The sequence below is a fragment of the Geoalkalibacter subterraneus genome (genome assembly GCF_000827125.1).
In the GTDB taxonomy this organism is placed as follows: domain Bacteria; phylum Desulfobacterota; class Desulfuromonadia; order Desulfuromonadales; family Geoalkalibacteraceae; genus Geoalkalibacter_A; species Geoalkalibacter_A subterraneus.
In genome coordinates this window covers 689,678-710,298 of record NZ_CP010311.1, presented here as the reverse complement: position 1 = coordinate 710,298, position 20,621 = coordinate 689,678, and the positions used below count along the sequence as shown (strand labels likewise).

20 protein-coding genes are annotated in these 20,621 nt (G+C 59.3%); 15 read left to right on the top strand and 5 right to left on the bottom strand.

The features are described 5' to 3' along the window. The first annotated feature begins 41 nt into the window (after positions 1–41). The 3 genes from GSUB_RS03225 (at position 42) to GSUB_RS03215 (ending at position 2,890) form a co-directional block, all read left to right on the top strand. Positions 42–377 carry a DUF4212 domain-containing protein gene (locus GSUB_RS03225; protein ID WP_052464448.1) on the top strand — a complete coding sequence of 112 codons (336 nt, stop codon included), beginning with the start codon at positions 42–44 and terminating at the stop codon, positions 375–377. 8 nt (positions 378–385) lie between these two features. After that, positions 386–1,927, top strand: coding sequence for a VC_2705 family sodium/solute symporter (locus tag GSUB_RS03220; protein WP_052464446.1), 1,542 nt, complete (start codon positions 386–388; stop codon positions 1,925–1,927). Between the two features lie 78 nt (positions 1,928–2,005). Next, positions 2,006–2,890, top strand: a complete 885-nt coding sequence (locus GSUB_RS03215) for a sugar phosphate isomerase/epimerase family protein (protein WP_144401931.1) — start codon at positions 2,006–2,008, stop codon at positions 2,888–2,890. On the opposite strand, the gene GSUB_RS03210 is transcribed toward GSUB_RS03215, so the two are convergent. Next, on the bottom strand, positions 2,841–3,293 hold the full coding sequence (locus tag GSUB_RS03210) for a universal stress protein (protein WP_040199166.1): 453 nt from the start codon (positions 3,291–3,293) through the stop codon (positions 2,841–2,843). The two genes, GSUB_RS03215 and GSUB_RS03210, sit on opposite strands and share 50 nt — an antisense overlap. Positions 3,294–3,654: 361 nt before the next feature. Between GSUB_RS03210 and GSUB_RS03205 the strand changes: the two genes are divergently transcribed. Further along, positions 3,655–4,437 (top strand): IclR family transcriptional regulator, encoded by a 783-nt coding sequence (locus tag GSUB_RS03205; RefSeq protein ID WP_040199165.1) that lies wholly within the window; start codon positions 3,655–3,657, stop codon positions 4,435–4,437. A 46-nt stretch (positions 4,438–4,483) separates the two neighbouring features. Here the strand turns inward: GSUB_RS03205 and coaE are convergent, their stop codons facing one another. Then, positions 4,484–5,092, bottom strand: a complete 609-nt coding sequence (gene coaE, locus GSUB_RS03200; RefSeq protein ID WP_040201991.1) for a dephospho-CoA kinase — start codon at positions 5,090–5,092, stop codon at positions 4,484–4,486. 244 nt (positions 5,093–5,336) lie between these two features. Between coaE and GSUB_RS03195 the strand changes: the two genes are divergently transcribed. After that, positions 5,337–6,968 (top strand): HEAT repeat domain-containing protein, encoded by a 1,632-nt coding sequence (locus tag GSUB_RS03195; RefSeq protein ID WP_040199164.1) that lies wholly within the window; start codon positions 5,337–5,339, stop codon positions 6,966–6,968. Then, on the top strand, positions 6,965–8,284 hold the full coding sequence (locus GSUB_RS03190) for an HD-GYP domain-containing protein (protein WP_040199163.1): 1,320 nt from the start codon (positions 6,965–6,967) through the stop codon (positions 8,282–8,284). The genes GSUB_RS03195 and GSUB_RS03190 overlap by 4 nt, the downstream gene beginning before the upstream one ends. A 24-nt stretch (positions 8,285–8,308) precedes the next feature. Here the strand turns inward: GSUB_RS03190 and GSUB_RS03185 are convergent, their stop codons facing one another. Continuing rightward, positions 8,309–8,896 carry a HEAT repeat domain-containing protein gene (locus tag GSUB_RS03185; protein ID WP_040199161.1) on the bottom strand — a complete coding sequence of 196 codons (588 nt, stop codon included), beginning with the start codon at positions 8,894–8,896 and terminating at the stop codon, positions 8,309–8,311. Between the two features lie 20 nt (positions 8,897–8,916). Further along, positions 8,917–9,405, bottom strand: a complete 489-nt coding sequence (locus tag GSUB_RS03180; protein ID WP_040199160.1) for a single-stranded DNA-binding protein — start codon at positions 9,403–9,405, stop codon at positions 8,917–8,919. A gap of 558 nt (positions 9,406–9,963) precedes the next feature. Between GSUB_RS03180 and GSUB_RS03170 the strand changes: the two genes are divergently transcribed. Genes GSUB_RS03170 through GSUB_RS03130 form a run of 9 tightly spaced genes read left to right on the top strand, consistent with a single transcriptional unit; the run spans position 9,964 to position 20,356 of the window. Next, positions 9,964–10,674 carry a lysophospholipid acyltransferase family protein gene (locus GSUB_RS03170; RefSeq protein WP_040199158.1) on the top strand — a complete coding sequence of 237 codons (711 nt, stop codon included), beginning with the start codon at positions 9,964–9,966 and terminating at the stop codon, positions 10,672–10,674. Further along, positions 10,674–12,353, top strand: coding sequence for a ribonuclease J (locus tag GSUB_RS03165; RefSeq protein ID WP_040199157.1), 1,680 nt, complete (start codon positions 10,674–10,676; stop codon positions 12,351–12,353). The genes GSUB_RS03170 and GSUB_RS03165 overlap by 1 nt, the downstream gene beginning before the upstream one ends. Positions 12,354–12,408: 55 nt before the next feature. Continuing rightward, positions 12,409–13,200: an undecaprenyl-diphosphate phosphatase gene (locus GSUB_RS03160; protein ID WP_040199156.1), complete on the top strand. Its 792-nt coding sequence runs from the start codon at positions 12,409–12,411 to the stop codon at positions 13,198–13,200. A gap of 15 nt (positions 13,201–13,215) precedes the next feature. Then, positions 13,216–15,507 (top strand): DNA translocase FtsK, encoded by a 2,292-nt coding sequence (locus tag GSUB_RS03155; protein ID WP_040199155.1) that lies wholly within the window; start codon positions 13,216–13,218, stop codon positions 15,505–15,507. Positions 15,508–15,561: 54 nt separating this feature from the next. Further along, on the top strand, positions 15,562–16,650 hold the full coding sequence (locus GSUB_RS03150) for a type IV toxin-antitoxin system AbiEi family antitoxin (RefSeq protein ID WP_040199154.1): 1,089 nt from the start codon (positions 15,562–15,564) through the stop codon (positions 16,648–16,650). Continuing rightward, positions 16,637–17,395 (top strand): nickel pincer cofactor biosynthesis protein LarB, encoded by a 759-nt coding sequence (larB, locus tag GSUB_RS03145; protein ID WP_040199153.1) that lies wholly within the window; start codon positions 16,637–16,639, stop codon positions 17,393–17,395. The genes GSUB_RS03150 and larB overlap by 14 nt, the downstream gene beginning before the upstream one ends. Then, on the top strand, positions 17,392–18,600 hold the full coding sequence (larC, locus tag GSUB_RS03140; RefSeq protein ID WP_040199152.1) for a nickel pincer cofactor biosynthesis protein LarC: 1,209 nt from the start codon (positions 17,392–17,394) through the stop codon (positions 18,598–18,600). Before larB ends, larC begins: the two co-directional genes overlap by 4 nt. Beyond that, positions 18,597–19,055, top strand: a complete 459-nt coding sequence (locus tag GSUB_RS03135) for a phosphatidylglycerophosphatase A family protein (RefSeq protein ID WP_040199151.1) — start codon at positions 18,597–18,599, stop codon at positions 19,053–19,055. Before larC ends, GSUB_RS03135 begins: the two co-directional genes overlap by 4 nt. Before the next feature lie 50 nt (positions 19,056–19,105). After that, positions 19,106–20,356 (top strand): competence/damage-inducible protein A, encoded by a 1,251-nt coding sequence (locus tag GSUB_RS03130; RefSeq protein ID WP_052464444.1) that lies wholly within the window; start codon positions 19,106–19,108, stop codon positions 20,354–20,356. Between the two features lie 70 nt (positions 20,357–20,426). Here the strand turns inward: GSUB_RS03130 and GSUB_RS03125 are convergent, their stop codons facing one another. Continuing rightward, positions 20,427–20,618, bottom strand: a complete 192-nt coding sequence (locus GSUB_RS03125) for a hypothetical protein (protein WP_144401930.1) — start codon at positions 20,616–20,618, stop codon at positions 20,427–20,429. Positions 20,619–20,621: the final 3 nt, after the last annotated feature.

Below are 20,621 nucleotides of genomic sequence, written 5' to 3'. Positions count from 1 at the left end.
CAGATACCAGAGGAAATGCCAACCGCGCTTCGGAGGAGTTTATGAACACCCGCCGCCCCCCAGCATCCGAACCGCTGAATGATGATTACCGTGTGAACTTCTTTCGGCCGCGCCCCGGCTACATGCGGCAGAAAGTTGTTTACATCTGGGTTATGCTGACCAGCTGGGCCTTTTTCACCTTTGGCTTCCAGTGGCTTCTCTACCTGGTTGAGCGCCATCCCAACGGCGCCAGCTTCCTGACCGATATGACCGTATTCGGTTTCCCGTTTCACTTCTGGTTTTCAGGGCATTTTCTGATCGTCTGGTTTATCTTTCTCTGTTTTCTCTTCAACACCTTTGTTGACCGCCTGACCCAGACTCATCGCAGGCGCAAATAGGAGCCGCCATGCCTGAACCGGAGATATTCGAACAGGGGATCAAGTGGGGCCCCGCCCTGATCATCTTCGCCACGCTGGCTTTTTTTCTCATCGTGGGGCTGTTCAGCCGCGTGCGTTCCAGCACCGAATATTATCCGACCTCCATTCGCCCCATTGGCCGCATCGGCGCCGGCGCCGCGATTGCTTCGAACTGGATGAGCGCCGCCTCGCTGCTGGGGATCGCCGGCGTCTTTTACCTCAGCGGTTATTTCGCCCTGGCTTTTGTCATCGGCTGGACAGGCGGCTATGTACTGCTGCTGATCCTGCTGGCAGGCCAGATAAGACGCTTCGGCAAGTTCACCGCTCCCGAGTTTGTCGATGCGCGCTACGATTCTCCCGCGGCCCGGTTGTTGTCGGCGGCGATCGCCATCATCATCTCCCTGATCTACTGCCTGGCCCAATACAAAGGGATCGGGCTGATTTTTTCCTGGGTTTTCGGCTACGACTACACCCGTTCGGTCATGCTGGGGACCGCCGTTGTGATCGCCTACATGGTGATTTCCGGCGCCCTCGGCGCGACCCGCAACCAGCAGCTGCACTACACGGTGCTGATCATCTTTTTCATCGTTCCGCTCATGGCCCTGGCAAAGCAGCTCGGGTTTTCCTGGGTGGTCCCCCAGTTCGGCTACGGTCCGGCTCTGCAGGAACTCTCTCAGAATACGCAGGGACAGTTCACCCTGCCCTGGAGCAACGCAAGCCCCTGGCAATGGAGCGCCCTGTGTTTTACCCTGATGGTCGGCACTGCCGGCCTGCCCCATGTTCTGTCGCGCTTCTACACCGCCCCCAATCTGCGCGACGCGCGCTGGAGTGTGTTGTGGGGCATCTTTTTCATCGGCCTTCTCTATTGGAGCGCGCCGGCCTACGCCATTTTTGCCAAGCTGCTAGAATCACGAGGAAAAGTTGTTCTTGATCCCGATGCCGCCATTCAGAATGCCGACATCATCATCCTGCGCGCGGTGGAATGGGCCAATCTTTCTCCCTGGCTGTCCGGAATCCTTGCAACGGCGGCTATCGTCGCGGCTTTTTCCACGGTCACCGGCCTGCTTATGACCGGCGCGAGCGCCTTCAGCTATGACATCTATTTCCGCCTGCTCAACCCCACCGCCAGCCAGAGCCAATGTGTCCGCGTTGCCAAAGGCACCACCCTGGTGCTGGCCATCATCGTTGTGCTGCTGGCGGTCAATCCGCCGGGCTTGATTGCCGAAATCACCGCCGTAGCCTTTGCCCTGGCGGGCAACACCCTGTTTCCTGTGTTCGTGCTCGGCATCTGGTGGGACCGCACCAACAAATACGGTGCCATTGCGGGCATGCTCACCGGTCTGGCCGTGACCTTTTCAGCCTTCTTCCTGCCGGAGCTTTTCCCGGCCTTGGATGGGATTATTCATCCGACCTCCAGCGCTCTGATCGGTGTACCCCTGGTGATGTTGATGATGATCGGCGTGTCTTTGCTGACGCCTCCACCGCCCGAGAAAATCCGCCGCTTCCTCGCACGGGAAGTTCACACGCCCTAAAAATGGCCGTTTACGGACAAACCCTGCCTGGGTGCGGGAGATGACTTTGATTGCTTTATTTTATCCTGGGGTTCTGCAATGAAGCTTGTCCTGTCGGCAGGCAGCCTCTATACCCTTGAACTGGAAAAGATTTTCGAGTTGGCCAGGGATACGGGGTTCGACGCGATGGAAGTCATCATCAATTACGACTTCCAGTATCAGGACAATGTCGCCTTATTGACTGATCTCGGGCAGATATTACCCGTAGCATCACTCCATGCACCTTTTTTCCAGCTCGACGGGTGGGGCAACAAAACAGATCAGCTCAGGCGCACGGCCAATCTCGCCATGGAGTGCGACATTCCCCTGATCAACTTTCATCCGCCGGCCTGGATGGCTTTTGAATTCAAATTCTGGCGCTGGCTTAAGCGTGTCAGGGATTTTCAGGAGGAGATCGGCAAAAACCAGGTGATTATCACCATGGAGAACATGCCCTGCACCGGCGCATTCAAGACCAATCCCTACTACCTGGGGCAAACCCATAAGATGATCGATTTTCTCCATCAGCACAATCTTTTCCTGACCTTCGATACCGCCCACATGGGAACGTCAAAAGCCAACTTTCTCGTTGACTTTCACCTGTTCTACGATTCCGGCACCATGCGCAATATTCATTTTTCCGACTACGGCTACGGAAAAGAACATTTGCTCCCCGGGCATGGCGTGCTGCCTCTGACCCGCTTTCTGAACCATCTGCGTGAAACGGGATACAACGAGAGCCTGGTGCTGGAGCTATCGCCCCATGAGTTTCCGGAAGAAGAAGAGTTGATCAGGGAAAGTCTGGCGGAGATTTTGAATATTTATGCCAGGAAACACGACACAGCTTTCCTGGGCGGAGGCAGGTATCGGGAGAGAGTGACAGGGACTGAAACACTCAACGCACGACATAGACTGAACATTTGGCGTGCAGGGCAACCTTGGTAGAGACGCTGCCGAGCAGAGTGCGGCGTACGCGTCCCGCACCGGAGGAGCCGATGACAATCACGGAGATCTCTTCCTGCTCGGCAAAAGCCATGATCTCCTCTGCAGGGTCGCCATAGACCACCACATTCTCAAGCGGCACATCGGCTTCCGCCGCGGATTTTTCCACCACATAAAAAATGCGCTTTCGCTTCTCCTCCCAGTCGGGGCGTTCCGTCGGCGGCGGCGAAGGCATGAAATCGGTGAAGGAGGGCGCGCGATTGCCGGGCAGAACCAGGATGGCGAAAACCCGGCTTTTAAAGCGCTTGCCCGATGCGGTCGCCAACCGCACCGCCTCTTCCGCGGCCTTGTCGGACTGGGGGGAACCGTCGATGGCCACCAGGATCTTCTTGCTCAGATTCAGCATCTGCTTTCTCCTTCACGCACGAATTCAGAGTATTTTTTCATCATGCCGGATGGGGCGCTTTAAAGTCAATGCACGACCACTTTAAAACAGGCTCAAAACCACACTCTCCGGCCCATTCTTACCTCTTTGTGCCGGTTCATGTTGACTTTAGTAAAACATCATTCTATATTTCTCTTGACTGTTTTAAATTGCCAGACGGCGCATCAATAACTGGCGACAGCCAACGCGGCGAAAAAATCAATCAACGGTGGGTGCCTTTCCTGCTTGACATATGGTCCTATTTATCTAAGATGGTAGGCTATTATAGAGACATTTAATATATTTAATCTTGCGTGAATTCGGAAAAGGAACAGATCCTCTCATGGCCAGAAAAGAAAAATCCGAATATATCATTCAGGCGGTTTCACATGCCCTCGACCTGCTCGAGCAATTTCACGACGATGTCGACGAACTCGGCGTTACTGAACTCAGCAAACGCCTGAAGCTTCACAAGAACAACGTCTTTCGGCTGCTCGCGACCCTCGAGTCGCGCGGCTACATCGAGCAGAACAAGGCGACCGAAAACTACCGGCTGGGCCTCAAAGCCCTGGAACTGGGACAGACCTTCATCAAACAGATGGGGCTGCTGCGCCAGGCCAAGCCGATCCTGGAAAAAATTGTCGAGCAGTGCAACGAAACGGCCTACGTCGCCATCTTCAAAGAAGGCTTCATCGTCTACCTGGACGTCGTCGAGACCAACCTGACAGTGCGGGTCGTGTCGCGCGTCGGTTCCCGGATGCCCGCCTACTGCACCGCCGCCGGCAAGGTGCATCTGGCGTTCATGTCGGACGAGGAAATCGACTCCATCCTGCCGAACCGCGAATTCAAAAAATTCACGGACAACACCATCACCGACCGTGAGGCGTTGCGCAAAGAACTTCGGACCGTCGAGGAAAGGGGATATGCCATCGACGACGAAGAACTCGACCTTGGCGTGCGTTGCGTCGCCGCGCCCATCCGTGATTACACACGGCGCATCGTAGGAGCGATCAGCGTTTCCGGTCCCTCCATGAGAATCAACGACGAACGCATCGAAAAAGAAATCGTGCCGCTGGTTCTGGAATCGGCCGAAGAACTCTCTACCCGACTCGGCTTTCACAAATAGGATTGCAAGGCAGCCCGACCGGATTTTTCCCGACGCCCCCTGATTTTCAGGGGGCGTTTTTATTGCGGCCGGCCAGGCGTTCAAACAGCTGCTCGGCCTGCAGACGGGTTTGATCCCGATCGTAGGAATTGTCAATGACGAAATCGGCGCGGGCAAGCTTTTCGGCCTGCGGCATCTGTGCGGCGATTTTACGGCGGGCACTCTTTTCATCAATACCGTCGCGTTCCATCAGGCGTTTCAACTGGGTCTGCGGGTCCACCTTGACAACCAGGACAGCGTCGACCCGGTTCTGGGCACCGGCTTCAAACAGCAGCGGCGCTTCATAGACGACCAGGGGATGGTCAGCCCTGCGCGCCTCGGCCAGACGCTGCTCCGCCAACGATGCTATCGCCGGGTGAATCAGAGAGTTGAGAGCCTGGCGCTGTTTTTCATCGGCAAAAATTCTCCTCCCCAACGCATTGCGGTCGAGAGTGCCGTCATCAGCCAGAATTGAACGGCCGAAATGCTCAACGAGGCCCTCCAATACTTTTCCGCCGGGACGTACAACATCGCGCGCCAGATCATCTGCGCTGATTACGGCGGCACCGAGGCGGCGGAAGAGATCTGCAACAAAGCTTTTCCCCGAAGCAATTCCACCCGTAATTCCAAGAACCATTTTTTTTTCCTCTCCGGTCTGACAATCCACCCTATTAATTTCTCCCATCCATTCACTCCCCGATAGGCAAAAACACAACTGTACCGATTTAACACAGGGGAGCACCCTCAGCAACACCATCGAATCCAATGTTGCAGGAAAGCCGGGTTTGCTTTCAAACTCGAGTCGACACGCCTTTACAAAAAATACTCCAGCCGCTATCTTTTAGCTGAGTTCGCCCACTTTTCAAGGAGTCACTCTTGCCGTGAAAAAACAGAGTCCGCAGCATCTACACATGGAAAACGCCCTGCGCGGACTCGGCCTTGCCATAAAAGCCGTCAGGTTTTATCCCGAAAACCATCCCGCACGGATTGATGCGATCGAGCGAGGAGTCTCCGCCTTGCGTCTCGCCCTGGGCGACCTTGATCATGTGGCGCTCACGGTTCGCCGGGACCATCTTTCGATCGAAAACGGCAGCAGATTGCGCGACTCAAATCCCGCTATCAAGGCTCTTGCGCACCACCTGTTCGCCCGCCGCATATTCCAGTTGATGATTCTTGCCGATATTTCTACCGAGGATCTGGAAAGCGCGGCCTGTGCGCTGGCTTTAGAACCCGAAGAGATCATCCACCGCGGAGGCATCGCTAAAATTTTCAGTTCGGCCGGCATCCAAACTCTCTGGGTCAACGAAACCGATTTAACTAAAATCCTCTCCCGGCGCGAAATGCTGCAAGAGAGGAAAAGCGACACCCGTTCCCAGGCCGACCAGAATGAAACTTTCACGGACAAAGAGCAGAACGATGACGGGGCAATACAGGAGAAGGATCAACGGCAGCCGCCACCCAGCGAGAATTCGTCTTTTGCAGATCAGCGGCGCACACTGGAAGAGATACTGGCCGATCTAGCCGAAAAGGGTTCCGAGGCTCGCTTCCGCCGCCTGGTCAATGAATTGACCGAAGCGATCCACGCAGAAGAGCCCTCCTCCCTGTCGACCGGTCTCCTGAATGCCATGCTTTTTCTGGCGCGTTGCACCGAAGAGAAAGCTTACGAGGAGAGCGAACGCACCCTGTGCCGCAAAGGTTTTGAAACCCTGATGACTTCCGAGCGAACCGAGCAGATCATCGACTCTCTTTGCGAGCCGGGCCTGAACGAAAGCAGTCGTGAAAAGGCCCATTTTTTGCTTAGAAAATCGGGAGAACAGGGCGCCATGCGGCTAGGAGAGCGGCTGGCCGAGGAAAAAGAGGCCAAAAGGCGTAAAATTCTAGCCCAAGCGCTGACCGCGTTCGGGCGCAGCGCCCTTGCCACGCTCGATCGCCTGCTGGGCGACAGTCGCTGGTATGTGGTGCGTAACGCTGCCACTATCCTGGGAGAGATTCGCGACCCCGAAACCGCCGGGCACCTGGCGGCTCTTCTGGGGCACGAGGACGAGCGGGTGCGCCGCGAAGCCATTCGCGCCCTGACCCGCCTTGGCACCACCGAAGCCATGGACGTACTGCTGGTTGCAGTCGAAGAAGGAGACCCCGATCTGCAACGCCAGGCCTTGTTGTTTCTCGGCGCCATGAAGCAGACAAAAGCAATCCCTTACCTGCTGCGCTTCCTTGAACGCAGCGACCCTTTTGTGCGCGCCCTTGAACTTAAGCGCGGCGCAGTTCGCGCATTGGGTGACATGGGGGCGGCTGAAGCCGTTCCCGCGTTGAGGGCGCTGCTCCAGCAGCGCAAGTTTTTCTTTCCCCGGCGTTTTCAGGAGATTCAGATAGCCTGTTGCCTGGCACTGGCGCGGATCGGCACCGACGAATGCCGTCGGATACTTGAGATCACCACACAACGCGGGCATGGTCCGGTTTCCCGCAGTGCATCCCGTGCACTGCGGGAAATTGCCCGCGCGGAGAAGTCATGACGGTTGAACCACTGAAAAATTTTGTTCAATTGCTGGCAGGCGCCATGCAGAGCCTGCGCCTCTACCCTCGCACCCACCCGCTGATCGGCCGCCAGGTCAAAGCCTGCAGCAGTTGCCTGAGCGATATTCTCGCCCGGCAGAAAAGCCTGCGCCTGGGAGTGACCGACAGCACTCTTTTCTGTGACGAGTACCTGTTCACCACCCCAAATCCTGCATTGCAGGAACTCATCCAGCTTCTTGAAAATCTGCACGTTGAGGGGATCGAGTTCCAGGCCGGCATCAACACGACGGAACTTGAAGAATTCATTTTCCTTGCCCATGAAGGCGGTTGGCAGGCAACAGGACTGGAAGCCGCGCTGGTCAGGCGCGAAATCTATCACATTCTGCCGCTGGAAAAAAACGCCGGAGAAAAAGACCCGCACGAAATCTACCAACGGGCTCTAAATGTAGTGAGAAACGTTTTCGACGACGTGCGACTCGGCAGAGTACCTTCAAGCCGGCAGGCCCGTGAAACGGTGGCAGAGATGGTCGCAAGCACCCTGGAAAACCCCCACGCGCTGACAGCCCTGTCCCTGATCAAGGATTACGACAACTACACATTTCACCATTCGGTCAACGTGGCGGTGATCGCGATTGCGGTGGGACGCGCCTGCGGTCTGAACGAAGCGCAGATGCGCACATTGGGTCTGGGCGGGCTGCTGCACGATCTCGGCAAACTCAAAATCGATGTGGGGATCATCAACAAACCGGGGCGACTGACCCTCGAAGAGTTCGAAAAAATTAAAAAGCACCCGGTTCACGGTGCGGGGATCGTCGAACAGATGGAGGGGGTGTCACGGGAGGTGATCGATATCGTGATCGGCCACCATCTGCATTACAACCGACAGGGCTACCCTGATGATCTCGCCGGCCGCCCTTTGTCACCGCTGACCGATATGGTCGCCATCGCCGACAGCTACGACGCCATGACCACCATGCGCTCCTATCGCCGGCCGGTCAGCCCCCGCCAGGCCATGCGTGAAATGAACACAACCTCCGGCATCCTGCTGCACCCTGAATACCTGGCGCACTTTCTCACATACCTCGGCGCCTATCCGGTCGGCACGGTCGTGCGCCTTAGCCAGGGAGAAACCGCCCTCGTCACCAAAGCGGACACGGAAGGTCGTTGTGAGTTGCGCCTGAAGATACTGTTCAACAAGGAAGGAACGCAGCCGGAAAAGGAGCGCTTCGTGGAATTGTCGGCGGGTGAATCGGAGCGGATCGTCGGGGAAGTCGATCCCTTTCTGGCAGGCATCGATCTCGGCAGTCTTTTGTAGCAGGAGGATGCTTCGCCGCGAGCATCAGAGTGTATCCGACGCGTCCCCCCATTCAAGCAACGCCAGGGCTCTGGCCGCTTCGGCCCGCACCGCCGGGCGCCTGTCGCGCAGCATGGCCAGAAGATATTTCTCCGCCGCAGCACTCCCGATCTTTCCAAGGGAACCAACCGCAGCAGTCACCACCCCGCTGTCCTCATCGCGCAGAACGGAAGCCAGGTGGGGCACCAGACGGGCGTCCCGGAACCCCCCGAGCGCTTCGGCCGCGTACATGCGCACCGCCGCGACCTCGTCGCGCAACCGCTTTGCCAGTTCGGGCAGGGCGCGCGGCTCGCCCCGGGTGCCGATCACCTGAACGGCGGTGGCCCGCACATCGGCGTCCGTATCGGTCAGGCAGTTCAGCATTGATGGCAACACGCGGGGAGAACGCACAGATTCAAGCGCATACAGGCAGCGGATACGCTCGGCACGTTTCGGCGACTGCAGCCCCTGCACCAGCATACTGAGATGCAAAGTCGGCTCCAGGGCTGCAAGGGCTTCGGCGGCAGCCTTGCGCACACCCTCTTCGGGATCCGAGAGGGCTTCACTCAAGGCTTTTCTGCGCTGTTCAAGCATAATCGATCCCCGACAGGCAATCAGAACGGAATGTCGTCATCAGGATTGAAGGGCGGCTCTTCCCTATCGCCGTATCCGGCGTCTTTCTTGCTCTCGCCGCCTGACGTATCGCGGGATTCACCTGTACGGCCGCTGCCATAATCTCCGCCGCCGCGCTGCGGGGAAAATCCGCCTTCATCTCCGCGGGAGCCGAGCATCTGCATCTGATCCGCCACGATCTCGGTGATGTAGCGATCGTTTCCGTCGCGATCCTGGTATTTGCGGGTCTGAATCTTGCCTTCCAGATAAACCTGCTTGCCTTTATGCAGGTATTTGCCGCAGATCTCGGCCAGCTGCCGCCAGGCCACGATGTTGTGCCACTCGGTGCGTTCCTGCTGCTGGCCGTTGCGGTCCTTGAAGCGTTCGCTGGTGGCGATGGGAAAAGTCGCCACGGGAACACCGGACGGAGTATAACGCAACTCGGGATCCTTGCCGAGATTTCCCACCAGTATCACTTTATTGATCGACATAACGCCTCCTGCGTCAACAATGACCGCCGCGCATCATCGGTCCTCCGCGGTCGGGGCGGGCAGTTCGAGCGCGGAGGAAACAAAAAACCGACCGGGTCGGGTCATCGTCGGTTCAAAGACGGCAAAAGGGAAGCAGGAGGTCATCCCATCTTCCCTTTCCCGCCGGTCGCTGAGGCAGTGCCGCACGCGACGCAACCCGACCGGGTTCAACAGTTTTTGATGATAAATGATTTGCCTCTCGTTTTCCAGCACATAATCCCGACAGAACATTTATTAAACCACTCATCGACCATGACACTTCCAGGCCGGCAACGCGCTGCTGAAAAAACAATTCAGCACTTAACCAACCGCAGATACAGCAACAGCCGCCCCCTTTACGCAAAGCGATTGCCTTGCCGACCACTCAGATGCTTTTAAAAAACACCGACAAGATAGGCTAAATCCTCAATCTGAAAATGGTTTGACTGCCTGCGGCAACTCTTCTAAACTGATCTTTTGACCAGAGGCACCAAGGTGTCGATGATTTACGTATCATCAAAACTCCCGGAATATCCTGGCATGGTGCGCACACTTTTTTTCTTTTTGATATTTCCGTGGTGGACCCTGCTGATGTTGGCAGCGTCTTTTATTTTTTCGTTTCGGGGGCCGGATGCCATCTTTCGGTGCGGACAGATCTATTCGCGGGGCTGCCTGCGTCTGGCCGGAGTCAAGGTCATCTGCCGGACATGCCCGGAAGCCTCCCCTGAGGGCGCTGTGATTTACATGCCCAACCATACCGGTCTTTTCGATATCCCCGCTTTGATGACCTGCATCGACCACCCCTTTCGCTGGGTCGCCAAAAAGGAGCTGTTTCGCATTCCTTTTTTTGCAACGGCCCTGCGGGCGGCGGGAACCGTTTGCATTGACCGCCGCCACCGGGAAAAGGCCGTCGCCAGCCTCAATCAGGCGGCAGAACGATTGCGCGACGGCGAATCCTTCACGATTTTTCCTGAAGGGACCCGTTCGCCGGACGGCCGGCTGCTGCCGTTCAAAAAGGGGGGATTCATGACCGCAGTTCACGCCCAGGTTCCAATCATACCGGTCGCCATCCGCGGCAGCGCGGCCGTATTGTCCAAACACCGGATGCGCATCCATCCAGGGGTGATCGAGGTGCAGTTTCTCCCAGCTCTGTCCACCCGTGGATTGACGGACAAGGACAGGGGACACCTCATGGAAAAGGTGCGCCTTAATCTCGTCGGCGCTCTGGCCTCCAAGAAAGGTGCACTATGATGGAAAACAAACATTTGCCAACAGATGAGGTGCGCTGGTTCGCCCTGGGAGGCCTGGGCGAAATCGGCATGAACATGATGGTGCTTGAATGCGGTGAAGACCTGCTGCTGGTCGACTGCGGGCTCATGTTCCCTGAGAGCTACATGCTGGGCATCGACCTGGTGCTTCCCGATATCAGCGCCATTGCGGACAAGGTCGACCGCATCCGCGCACTGGTGCTGACCCATGGCCACGAGGATCATATCGGCGCCATCCCCTATCTGCTGCCCGCACTGGGATTTCCCCCCATTTACGGCAGCGGTCTGACACTCGGGCTGGTTCGCAACAAGCTGCGCGAGCATGATCTGATCGACAGCGCCCATCTGCACCCGGTCAGAATGCGCGAAACAGTGCGCCTGGGCACCTTCGAGGTCGAATTCTTCCGCGCCGCCCATTCCATCGTCGACGGCGCCGGACTGGCGATCCGTTCACCGGCGGGACTCATCGTGCATACCGGCGATTTCAAAATCGACAACACTCCGGTCGACGGCGAACGCACCGACCTCTCCCGCCTGGCGGCCCTGGGGGACGAGGGAGTCGACCTGCTGCTGTCCGACTCCACCAATGTGGAGCGTGCCGGCACCACCCTTTCTGAGCAGGTTGTCGGAGAAGCGTTCAACGAAATCATGCCGCGCTGCAAAGGGCTGGTTCTCGTTTCAACCTTCAGCAGCAACATTCACCGCATCCAGCAGGCCATGGACTCCGCGCGAGCCTGCGGCCGCTCCATCATCCTGCATGGCCGCAGCATGGAGCAGAACTGCGCAGTGGCCCGGCAACTCGGCTATCTTCAGGTTCCCGACGATGCCCTGTGCGAGCTGCGGGATCTGCGAAACCTCGATCGCGAAAAGGTGGCCATCATCACCACCGGCAGTCAGGGGGAACCGCTGTCCGCCCTGGTGCGCATCTCGCACAACGACCACAAGCAGATCGTGCTCGAACATGGCGACACGGTCATTCTGTCCTCCAAGTTTATCCCCGGCAACGAAAAGGCCATTGCCAATCTGATCAACAACCTTTACCGTCGGGGCGCGGAGGTGGTCTATGAAACGACCAGCGAAATCCACGTCTCCGGACACGCCGCCCAGGATGAACTCAAAACCATGCTGGCGCTGACCCGCCCACGGCACTTTGTGCCGATCCATGGAGAGTACCGCCACCTGGTCAAGCACGCCCAGTTGGCTCGCACGATGGGGCTGGGCGTCAACGAAGCCTTCGTGATGGGCAACGGCATGCCGCTTGTTCTGAGCCGGGAGGGGGTCCGCCTTGACGATGAGGTTGAAACGGGGCGCGTGCTGGTGGACGGCAAAGGTATCGGCGACGTCGGAGCGCTTGAATTGCGCGACCGACGTCATCTCGCCAATCACGGCATGGTCACGGCAGTGCTCGGTGTCAACAGCAGGAGCGGAGAAATCGTCTACGGCCCCGAACTGCTGACACGCGGATTCGTTCCCGAGGAGGACAGCCGCGACTATCTTGAACAGGCGGCCGCCGCCGTGCGCGAGGTCTTGACGGAACACAGCCTGGAAGCCATCTCTGACTGGGAAGAGCTGCGGGTTGAAGTGCGCAAGGCCCTGCGACGCTTCTTTAACCGTACCATCCAGCGACGGCCGCTGATCGTGCCGATCATCATGGAGCTTTGACGATCCTGTTCACAACCTATTCACCTTTAAATGACTCATTTCAGGGACAAACCACATGACACTGCTTCAAGCCCTTTTCCTTGGAACCCTGCAGGGGCTCACCGAATTTCTGCCTGTTTCATCATCAGGACACCTGGCCATCGCCCAGCATTTCCTGCCCGGTTTTGAGCAGCCCGGCGTCTTGTTCGACATCATGCTGCATGTCGGCACCATGATCGCGGTCATTCTCTACTTCTGGACTGACATCAGGATGTTGGCTCAATCCCCATTCCGGCGCAGCGGAGATTCAGGCGTGCATCGCAAAATCCTGCTCCTGCTGGTGGTCGGTTCGATCCCAACGGCCATCATCGGCCTCACGTTCAAGGATTTCTTTCAAGATCTGTTTGATAACCTGACCGTGGTTTCCTCCATGCTGCTGGTGACCGGCACTCTTTTGTTCATCTCCGAACGGTTTCGTCGCGGCACCCGCAAGGAGAGCCAGTTGACGATTGCTGATGCCCTGGTGGCCGGCACCGCGCAGGCCATGGCGATCATCCCCGGCATCTCCCGCTCCGGCTCCACCATCGCCAGCCTGTTGATCAAGGGGGTGGACGGAGAGACTGCAGCGCGCTTTTCGTTTCTGCTGGCGCTGCCGGCTGTATTCGGTGCCGCCATCCTGTCGCTGGGAGATATCCGCCATGTGGCCACTGACCAGATGCCCCTGTACCTTGCAGGCACTGCCGCTGCATTTGTTGCGGGTTATTTTTCAATTCGCTTTCTTCTGGCGATCATCCGCCGCCGCCGATTGTATACTTTTGCTATTTACTGTTGGCTCGCAGGCGCTTTTTTCCTCAACTATTCACTCTGAATTGATGGATAAGGGATGAGTGACGAAACTTCGAAAACCCGCCGCGTGACCCTGCGCAAAGAGATAGCGGGCCTGATCTGGCTGGCTCTCGGTCTTTTTCTGCTGCTCTGCCTGGTGTCTTTTAATCAGGGCGACCCTTCCTGGAACACCAGCATCAGGCCCGATGAGATCAGCAATCTCGGCGGGGTGGTCGGCGCCTACCTTGCAGATATCCTGTTCCAGACCTTGGGGCTGCCCGCCCTGCTGCTGCCCCTCGCCTGCTTCCTGGTGGCCTGGCGTCTGCTGCGCATGCGCGAGGTGCGGTTTCGCCTGCAGCGCACCCTGGCCTTTTTCGCCCTACTGCTGTCGCTGGCCGGGCTGCTGGCGCTGCGCTTCAAGGAGATCCCCCTGTTCGGGTCGACCCTCGATGAGGCGGGCGGGGCCGCGGGCCGGATACTGGTCTACTCCCTGTCAAGCCTGCTCAACATCACCGGCACCGCTATTGTGCTGGGCGTTTTCTTCCTCGTCTCCCTGATGCTTTCCACGCGTTTTTCCCTGGTCCTTTTTCTCTCCGACCGTCTTGACCGGCTCGGGCGTGGAATCGAACAGCGCCGCGATCGACGCGCTGTGCGCAGGCAGCAGAAAGCCAAAGAGAAGGGGGAGCGACTCGAGAAGGGTCCTGTCATCGCCCAGCCCGTACCGCACCCGCAGTCATCGGCGAACTATTCTTCGAAAAAGAAAAAAAAGAAGAAAAAAGACGATCCCGACCTGCAGGAACATTTTGAATTTCTGGAACCTTCCGGGACCTATCATCGCCCATCCCTGTCGTTGCTCGATCACGACGGCGGCCCTCCTCCCGAGGTTGATCGCGAATCGCTGATGGCCAACGCCCGCCTGCTGGAGAACAAGCTCAAAGATTTCGGCGTCGAGGGGGAAGTTGCGGAAGTCAAGCCTGGACCGGTGGTCACCATGTACGAGTTCGCGCCGGCCCCAGGCGTCAAGGTCAACAAGATCGCAGGGCTCTCCGACGATCTCTCCATGGCGCTGCGTGCCATGTCGATCCGCATCGTCGCCCCTATTCCCGGCCGCGGCGTAGTGGGAATCGAGATCCCCAACCGCGAGCGTGAAACAGTATGGCTCAAGGACATTTTCGAGTCGGACGTCTTCCAGAAAGCGGGCGGGCGTCTGCCCATGGCCTTGGGCAAGGACATTTTCGGCGGCACGGTGGTCTCCGATCTGGCGAAAATGCCCCACTTGCTGGTGGCCGGCTCCACCGGCAGCGGCAAGTCGGTCTCCATCAACACCATGGTGCTCTCCCTGCTCTACCGCGCCACCCCGGAAGACGTGCGCATCATCATGGTCGACCCCAAAATGCTCGAACTCTCCATCTACGAGGGGATCCCCCATCTGCTGCTGCCGGTGGTGACCAATCCCAAGAAGGCCGCCCTCGCCCTCAACTGGGCGGTCCGCGAGATGGAACGGCGCTATCGGCTGATGGCCGACAAAGGGGTGCGCAATATCGACGGCTACAACAAGAAGCTGGCCCGCGAGGAGAAGGAACTCGCCGAGCGGAAAAACCAGGCCAACGGCGAGGACGAAGCCGTCGATATGATGGAGGATGATCTGCCGGAGGTCGAACCGGTCGAGGGCGAAGAACTCGAACACGGTCACCTGCCCTACATCGTGGTTATCGTCGACGAGCTGGCCGACCTGATGATGGTGGCGGGGCGCGAGATCGAAGAAGCCATCGCGCGCCTGGCACAGATGGCCCGCGCCGCCGGCATCCACCTGATTCTGGCCACCCAGCGGCCGTCCGTCGACGTCATCACCGGCCTGATCAAGGCCAACTTCCCGACCCGGATCTCGTTCAAGGTCTTCTCGCGCACCGACTCGCGCACCATCCTCGACTCCATGGGGGCTGAAACCCTGCTGGGCATGGGCGATATGCTCTTTCTTCCGCCCGGCACCGGCGCCCTGCAGAGGGTGCATGGCGCCTTTGTCAGCGAGATGGAAGTGCAGCGCGTCGTCGAATTTCTCAAGAAACAGGGCGAGCCTGAATACGACAAATCGATTCTGGAAACACCCGCCGGCGGTGAAGGGAGCGGCGGCAGCGACGACGAGGAAGAGGACGAAAAGTGGGACGAAGCCCTCGCGCTGGTGGCCGACACCCGGCAGGCCTCTATCTCCATGCTGCAGCGCCGCCTGCGGGTCGGCTACAACCGCGCCGCACGCATGATCGAAAAGATGGAGCAGGAAGGGATCGTCGGGCCGTCGGACGGCACCAGCAAGCCGCGCGAAGTCTTCATCAACCGCATCGAACCGCAGTAAGAAAAAGTCTTTGCTGCTGCGCGGCCTGCATCAGAAGGAGGTCAATTCACAGCCATGGCTCAATCGACAGCACGTGAACGACAGGTTCTCGACCTGTGCCTGGCCTCCCTGCATGCCCTGCCGGACTGCCGGCCGGAGTTCATTCCCGCGCCGGAACCTGAAGCCGGCGGCACGCTCGAGATGCACGGCCCCTGGGGCTGCTGCCGCTACCGGGTCGTTGCGGTGACCCGCATGACGCCACAGACAGCCGAACTGATCGTTCATCGTCACCGGCTTGATCCGCCGTCGATTCCTCAGATGGTCATGACGGACTACGTCTCTGCCGGCTGTGGCGAGACCCTGCGTCAGGAAGGGATCGAATACATCGACACCGCCGGCAACGCTTTTTTGCGCCAGCCCGGCCTGCTGGTTGAAATCAGCGGTCGCAAAAAAGCCTCCCGCACCCCCAAGGCAGGGCGCGGCTTTCAGCCGACCGGACTGCGCCTGATCCACCTGCTGCTGCGAAAGCCCGAGGCCCTTAACTGGACCTACCGGCGCCTGAGCAACGAGGCCGGTCTCGCCCTCGGCGCCGTTGGGCCGGTACTGAAAGAGCTTCAGCAGCGCGGCTTCGCCCAGCCCGACGACAACGGACGGCTGCACCTGTGCAACCGCACCGAGCTTTTCCACCGCTGGGAGATCGGCTATCTCGAGCGGCTGCGCCCCAAACTGCTGCTTGACATCTGCCGCCCCGCCGCAGACCTGGCGCTCACCGCGCTGCCCGACCTGATCGTCAAACAGGGACTGCAGGGGCAACTGCAGGTCGGCGGTGAACTTGGAGCGGCGCTGGTGCTGCAGGGCACACGTCCTCAGCGGGCGACCTTGCACATTCAGGACGATCCGCTCGCCCTGATGCTGCGCCTGCGCCTGGTGCCGGATGCCGACGGCAACATTTCCCTGCTGCGGGCCCTTGATCCGCGACTGGGCAAAGATCCAAAAAATGCGCGCCTGACGCTGGCCGATCCGCTTCTGCTCCACGCCGAAACCACCGGCGGCGGCAACCACGCCGACGAGTTGGCGCAGCAGATTTATCAGCGCTACCTGGCGCGCCACTTGTCACCACGCTCAACACATCGATCTCAGGACGCCACCCATGAATCCAGATAAACTCAAAGAAATGCTCACCGATCTGCGTGACGGCCGCCTCAGCGTCGAGCAAAGCATCGAGCGCCTGAAACACCTTCCCTTCGAGGATATCGGCATCGCCATGATCGATCATCACCGCAGCCTGCGCCAGGGTGCCGCTGAAGTCATCTTCGGCGAAGGGAAATCCGTTTCCCAGCTGATCAATATCGTCACCCGCATGCAGCAGCGCGACAGCAACATCCTGGTGACCCGCCTGAACAGCGAAAAAGCGGAAGACCTTCTGGCCCTGTTCCCGGCGGGCGAATACGATACCGACGGACGCACTTTTACCCTGCTGCAGTCCCCCATCGTCCCCCGCGGGCGCGGCAGCATCGCCATTGTCGCTGCCGGCACCTCCGACCTGCCGGTCGCGCGCGAAGCCACCGTTACCGCGCGAATGCTGGGGCACCAGGTTGAAGAAATCGTCGACGTGGGCGTCGCCGGACTGCACCGCCTGCTGGCCCGCACCGAAAGCCTGCAACGCGCCGCGGTGGTGATCGTGGTGGCGGGGATGGAGGGCGCGCTCCCTTCCGTGGTCGGGGGGCTGGTGTCAGCACCGGTCATCGCCGTACCCACCTCCATCGGCTACGGCGCCGCCTTCAACGGCATCGCCGCTCTGCTCGGCATGCTCAATTCCTGCGCATCCGGCCTGACGGTGGTCAATATCGACAACGGCTTCGGCGCCGCATTCGCCGCCCATCGCATCAACCTGCAGGAGAATTCATGAAGACGCTGTTTCTCGACACCTTCAGCGGCATCTCCGGTGACATGACGCTGGGCCTCATGGTCGATCTCGGCGTCGATGAACAGGAACTCAAAAGCCTCCTGAAAAAACTGTCGCTAGCAGACTACGAAATCGAGTGGACAAAGGAGAGCCGTTCAGGGATCGCCGGCAGCCGCTGCCTGATCCGTACTACGGCCGCCCAGCCCCACCGCAGCTGGCACGACATCGACGCCATGCTGGCCGCGGCCGACCTGCCCCACGCAGCAAAAGAGCTGGCACGGCGCATTTTCCTGCGCATCGGGCACGCCGAGGCCCATATCCACGATACAACACTCGACAAAGTTCACTTTCATGAAGTGGGCGCGGTGGATTCCATCCTCGATGTGGTCGGCGCCGCACTGGGCTGGCACCTGCTGGGGGAGCCGGAAGTGCTGTGCGCCCCCCTGCCCCTGACCCGCGGTTTCATCAGGTGCGCTCACGGCAACCTGCCCCTGCCGGCACCGGCGACCGCCGAGATTCTGGCCGGAAGCCCGGTCACCTACGATGACGCCGGACAGGAACTGGTAACGCCGACCGGAGCCGCGATTGCCGTGGAAATGGCCACCTTTTCCCCGCTGCCGGGTATGACCCTGTCGCGCACCGGGTATGGCGTCGGCGGCCGCGACCTCCCCGATCGCCCCAACCTGCTGCGCGGTTTCCTCGGAGAACTCAACAGTGAAAGGACTGCACAGCGCGTTGAGGTTCTGGAAACGCACCTTGATGACGTCAACCCCGAATGGCTCGGCGCACTGATGGAAGATCTTCTGCACCAGGGCGCCCTCGATGTCGCCTATTCCCCGTTGCAGATGAAAAAAAACCGCCCCGGCATCAGGGTCACCGTCCTGGCCCCGCTGGGACAGGGCGCAGAGTGCGCCCGCCGATTGCTGCATGAAAGCAGCGCCGCGGGGGTTCGCCGGCAGTTCTGGGACCGCTTCACCCTGGCGCGCGAGTCCCGCACGATCGACACCGAGCTGGGTCCGGCGCAGGTCAAGCTGCTACGAGACGGCAGGAAACTGCTGCGCATCACTCCAGAGTTTGAAAGCTGTCGGACGCTGTCGCAATCCACCGGTCGCCCGCTGCCCGAAATCTATCGGCTGGTGGAGCGTGCCGCGGACGGCCTTTTTTCAGCTGAAAGGGACCAAGGGGCCACTTCAGGAGAGGTTCAATGAAACGTTTCATTCTGCTGCTGGCAACCAATGGCGGCCTCGGTTATTTTCCCCGCGCGCCGGGCACCATCGGCACCCTGGCCGGGATTCCCGTTTATGCCCTGCTCTCGCGCCTGTCCACGCCCCTTTACCTGCTGACCTGGCTGGCGCTGCTGGCGCTGGCCTGCTGGACGGCAACCCATGCAGGGCGTATTTTCGGCGTCATCGACGATCGCCGCATTGTCATCGATGAACTTGTCGGTTATCTTGTGGCAGTAGTCTTTGTACCCTTTTCCTGGACTGCGGCAATTGCCGGTTTTTTTCTGTTCCGTTTTTTCGATATTGCAAAGATTTGGCCGGCGTCCTGGTTCGATCGCCGCATGAAAAACGGAGTCGGAGTGGTGCTCGATGACGTGGCGGCGGGGATTTATGCCGCATTTGTCCTACATCTTCTTCTCTATTTCCGGAACCTGTCCTGACGCCATCAACCAGGTGTCGGGCAGGAGGGGATTCGCTCGACGGAGGCAACATGGAAGAACAGATCCGGATCGCGACACTTGTCGTGGGAGACGAGCTTCTCAACGGCGAGATCTCCGATACCAATACGGCCGCCATGGGGAGGGCGCTGGGGAAACTCGGCTGCCGGGCTCTTGAAGGGCGCACCATTGCAGACAGCGAGGAGAGCATCAGCGCCACACTGCAGGAGCTGGCCTCCCGCTACCAGGTCGTCCTGGTTGCCGGCGGGCTTGGCCCCACCCGCGACGACCTGACCGCACGCGCCGCGGGCCGCGCTTTCGAGCAGCGGTTGGTCCTCAATGATGAGGCCCTCGAATCGATCCGCACATTTTTCCAGGAGCAGCGCCTGGAGATGGACCCGCGCAATGAAAAGCAGGCCCTGCTGCCCCAGAAAGCTATCCCCCTGGCCAATCCCGCCGGCACCGCCCCCGGTTTTGTCTTGACACAGAACAGCTGCCGCCTTCTTTTCTTTCCCGGCGTGCCCGCCGAGCTGGAAGCGATGCTTGAATGCCATCTTCCGCCCCTGCTCGACGAATGGTTCGGCGACCGCCCCCCTATGGGGGAAAGGGTGCTCAAGATCTTCGGCCTCTCGGAACCGAAAACCGAAAGCATGATCGAATCCCAGCCCTTGCCCGAAGGGGTTACGATTGCCTTCGGCGTCGACCATCCCTTTGTTCACCTCAAGCTGCGCGCGGCAGGGGATGACTGGGAAGAGCGCCTCGATCAGACGGAAGTTTCAATGCGCAAAAAGCTGGGCGACTTCATTGTGGCCCGAGAGCGGGAAACGCTGGCACAGAATGTCGCCGCCATGATGAAACAGAGCGGCCTTACCCTGGCGCTGGCCGAATCCTGTACCGGCGGAATGGTGGCCGAGTGGCTCACGGCCATTCCGGGCGCCTCGACCTACCTCGACCGCGCCGCGGTGACCTACTCCAACCAGGCCAAGAACGACTGGCTGGGAGTTTCAAAGCGAATTCTGCATGAACATGGCGCAGTCAGCGAATTCTGCGCCCGCGCCATGGCGACCGGTCTGCGGCAGGCCACCCGCACGGACATTACCCTGGCCATCACCGGCATCGCCGGCCCTGACGGCGGCACCGAGGACAAGCCCGTCGGAACGGTCTTCATTGCCCTGTCGGCAGGCGACGCGGAACAGGCCAAACGCTACACCTTCGGCGGAACCCGGGACCAGGTCCGGCGTGCCAGCGCCTGCATGGCGCTGGAGTGGCTGCGCCGCTACCTGATCGAACATCAGAGACGATGAATATGGCTCTCTCATTTTAACCTAAAACCGCTGTCCTCCCTGAAGACTTGGCGGAAGCGGTTCTCGCAGATCAGTCTTCATCCATTCCATGGAGATCAGACCCATGGCCGGCTTGTTCAACAGAAAAAACGTCAGCCGCATGGGTGCTGCCGCCGCGGTAGCCCTCATTCTGCTGTTGTGCGCCTTTTATGACGTCACCCATGACCGAGGGTTTCTGCTGAGTGCGGCTCTTGGCGGCCTCCTGCTGATCAATATCAGACATAAA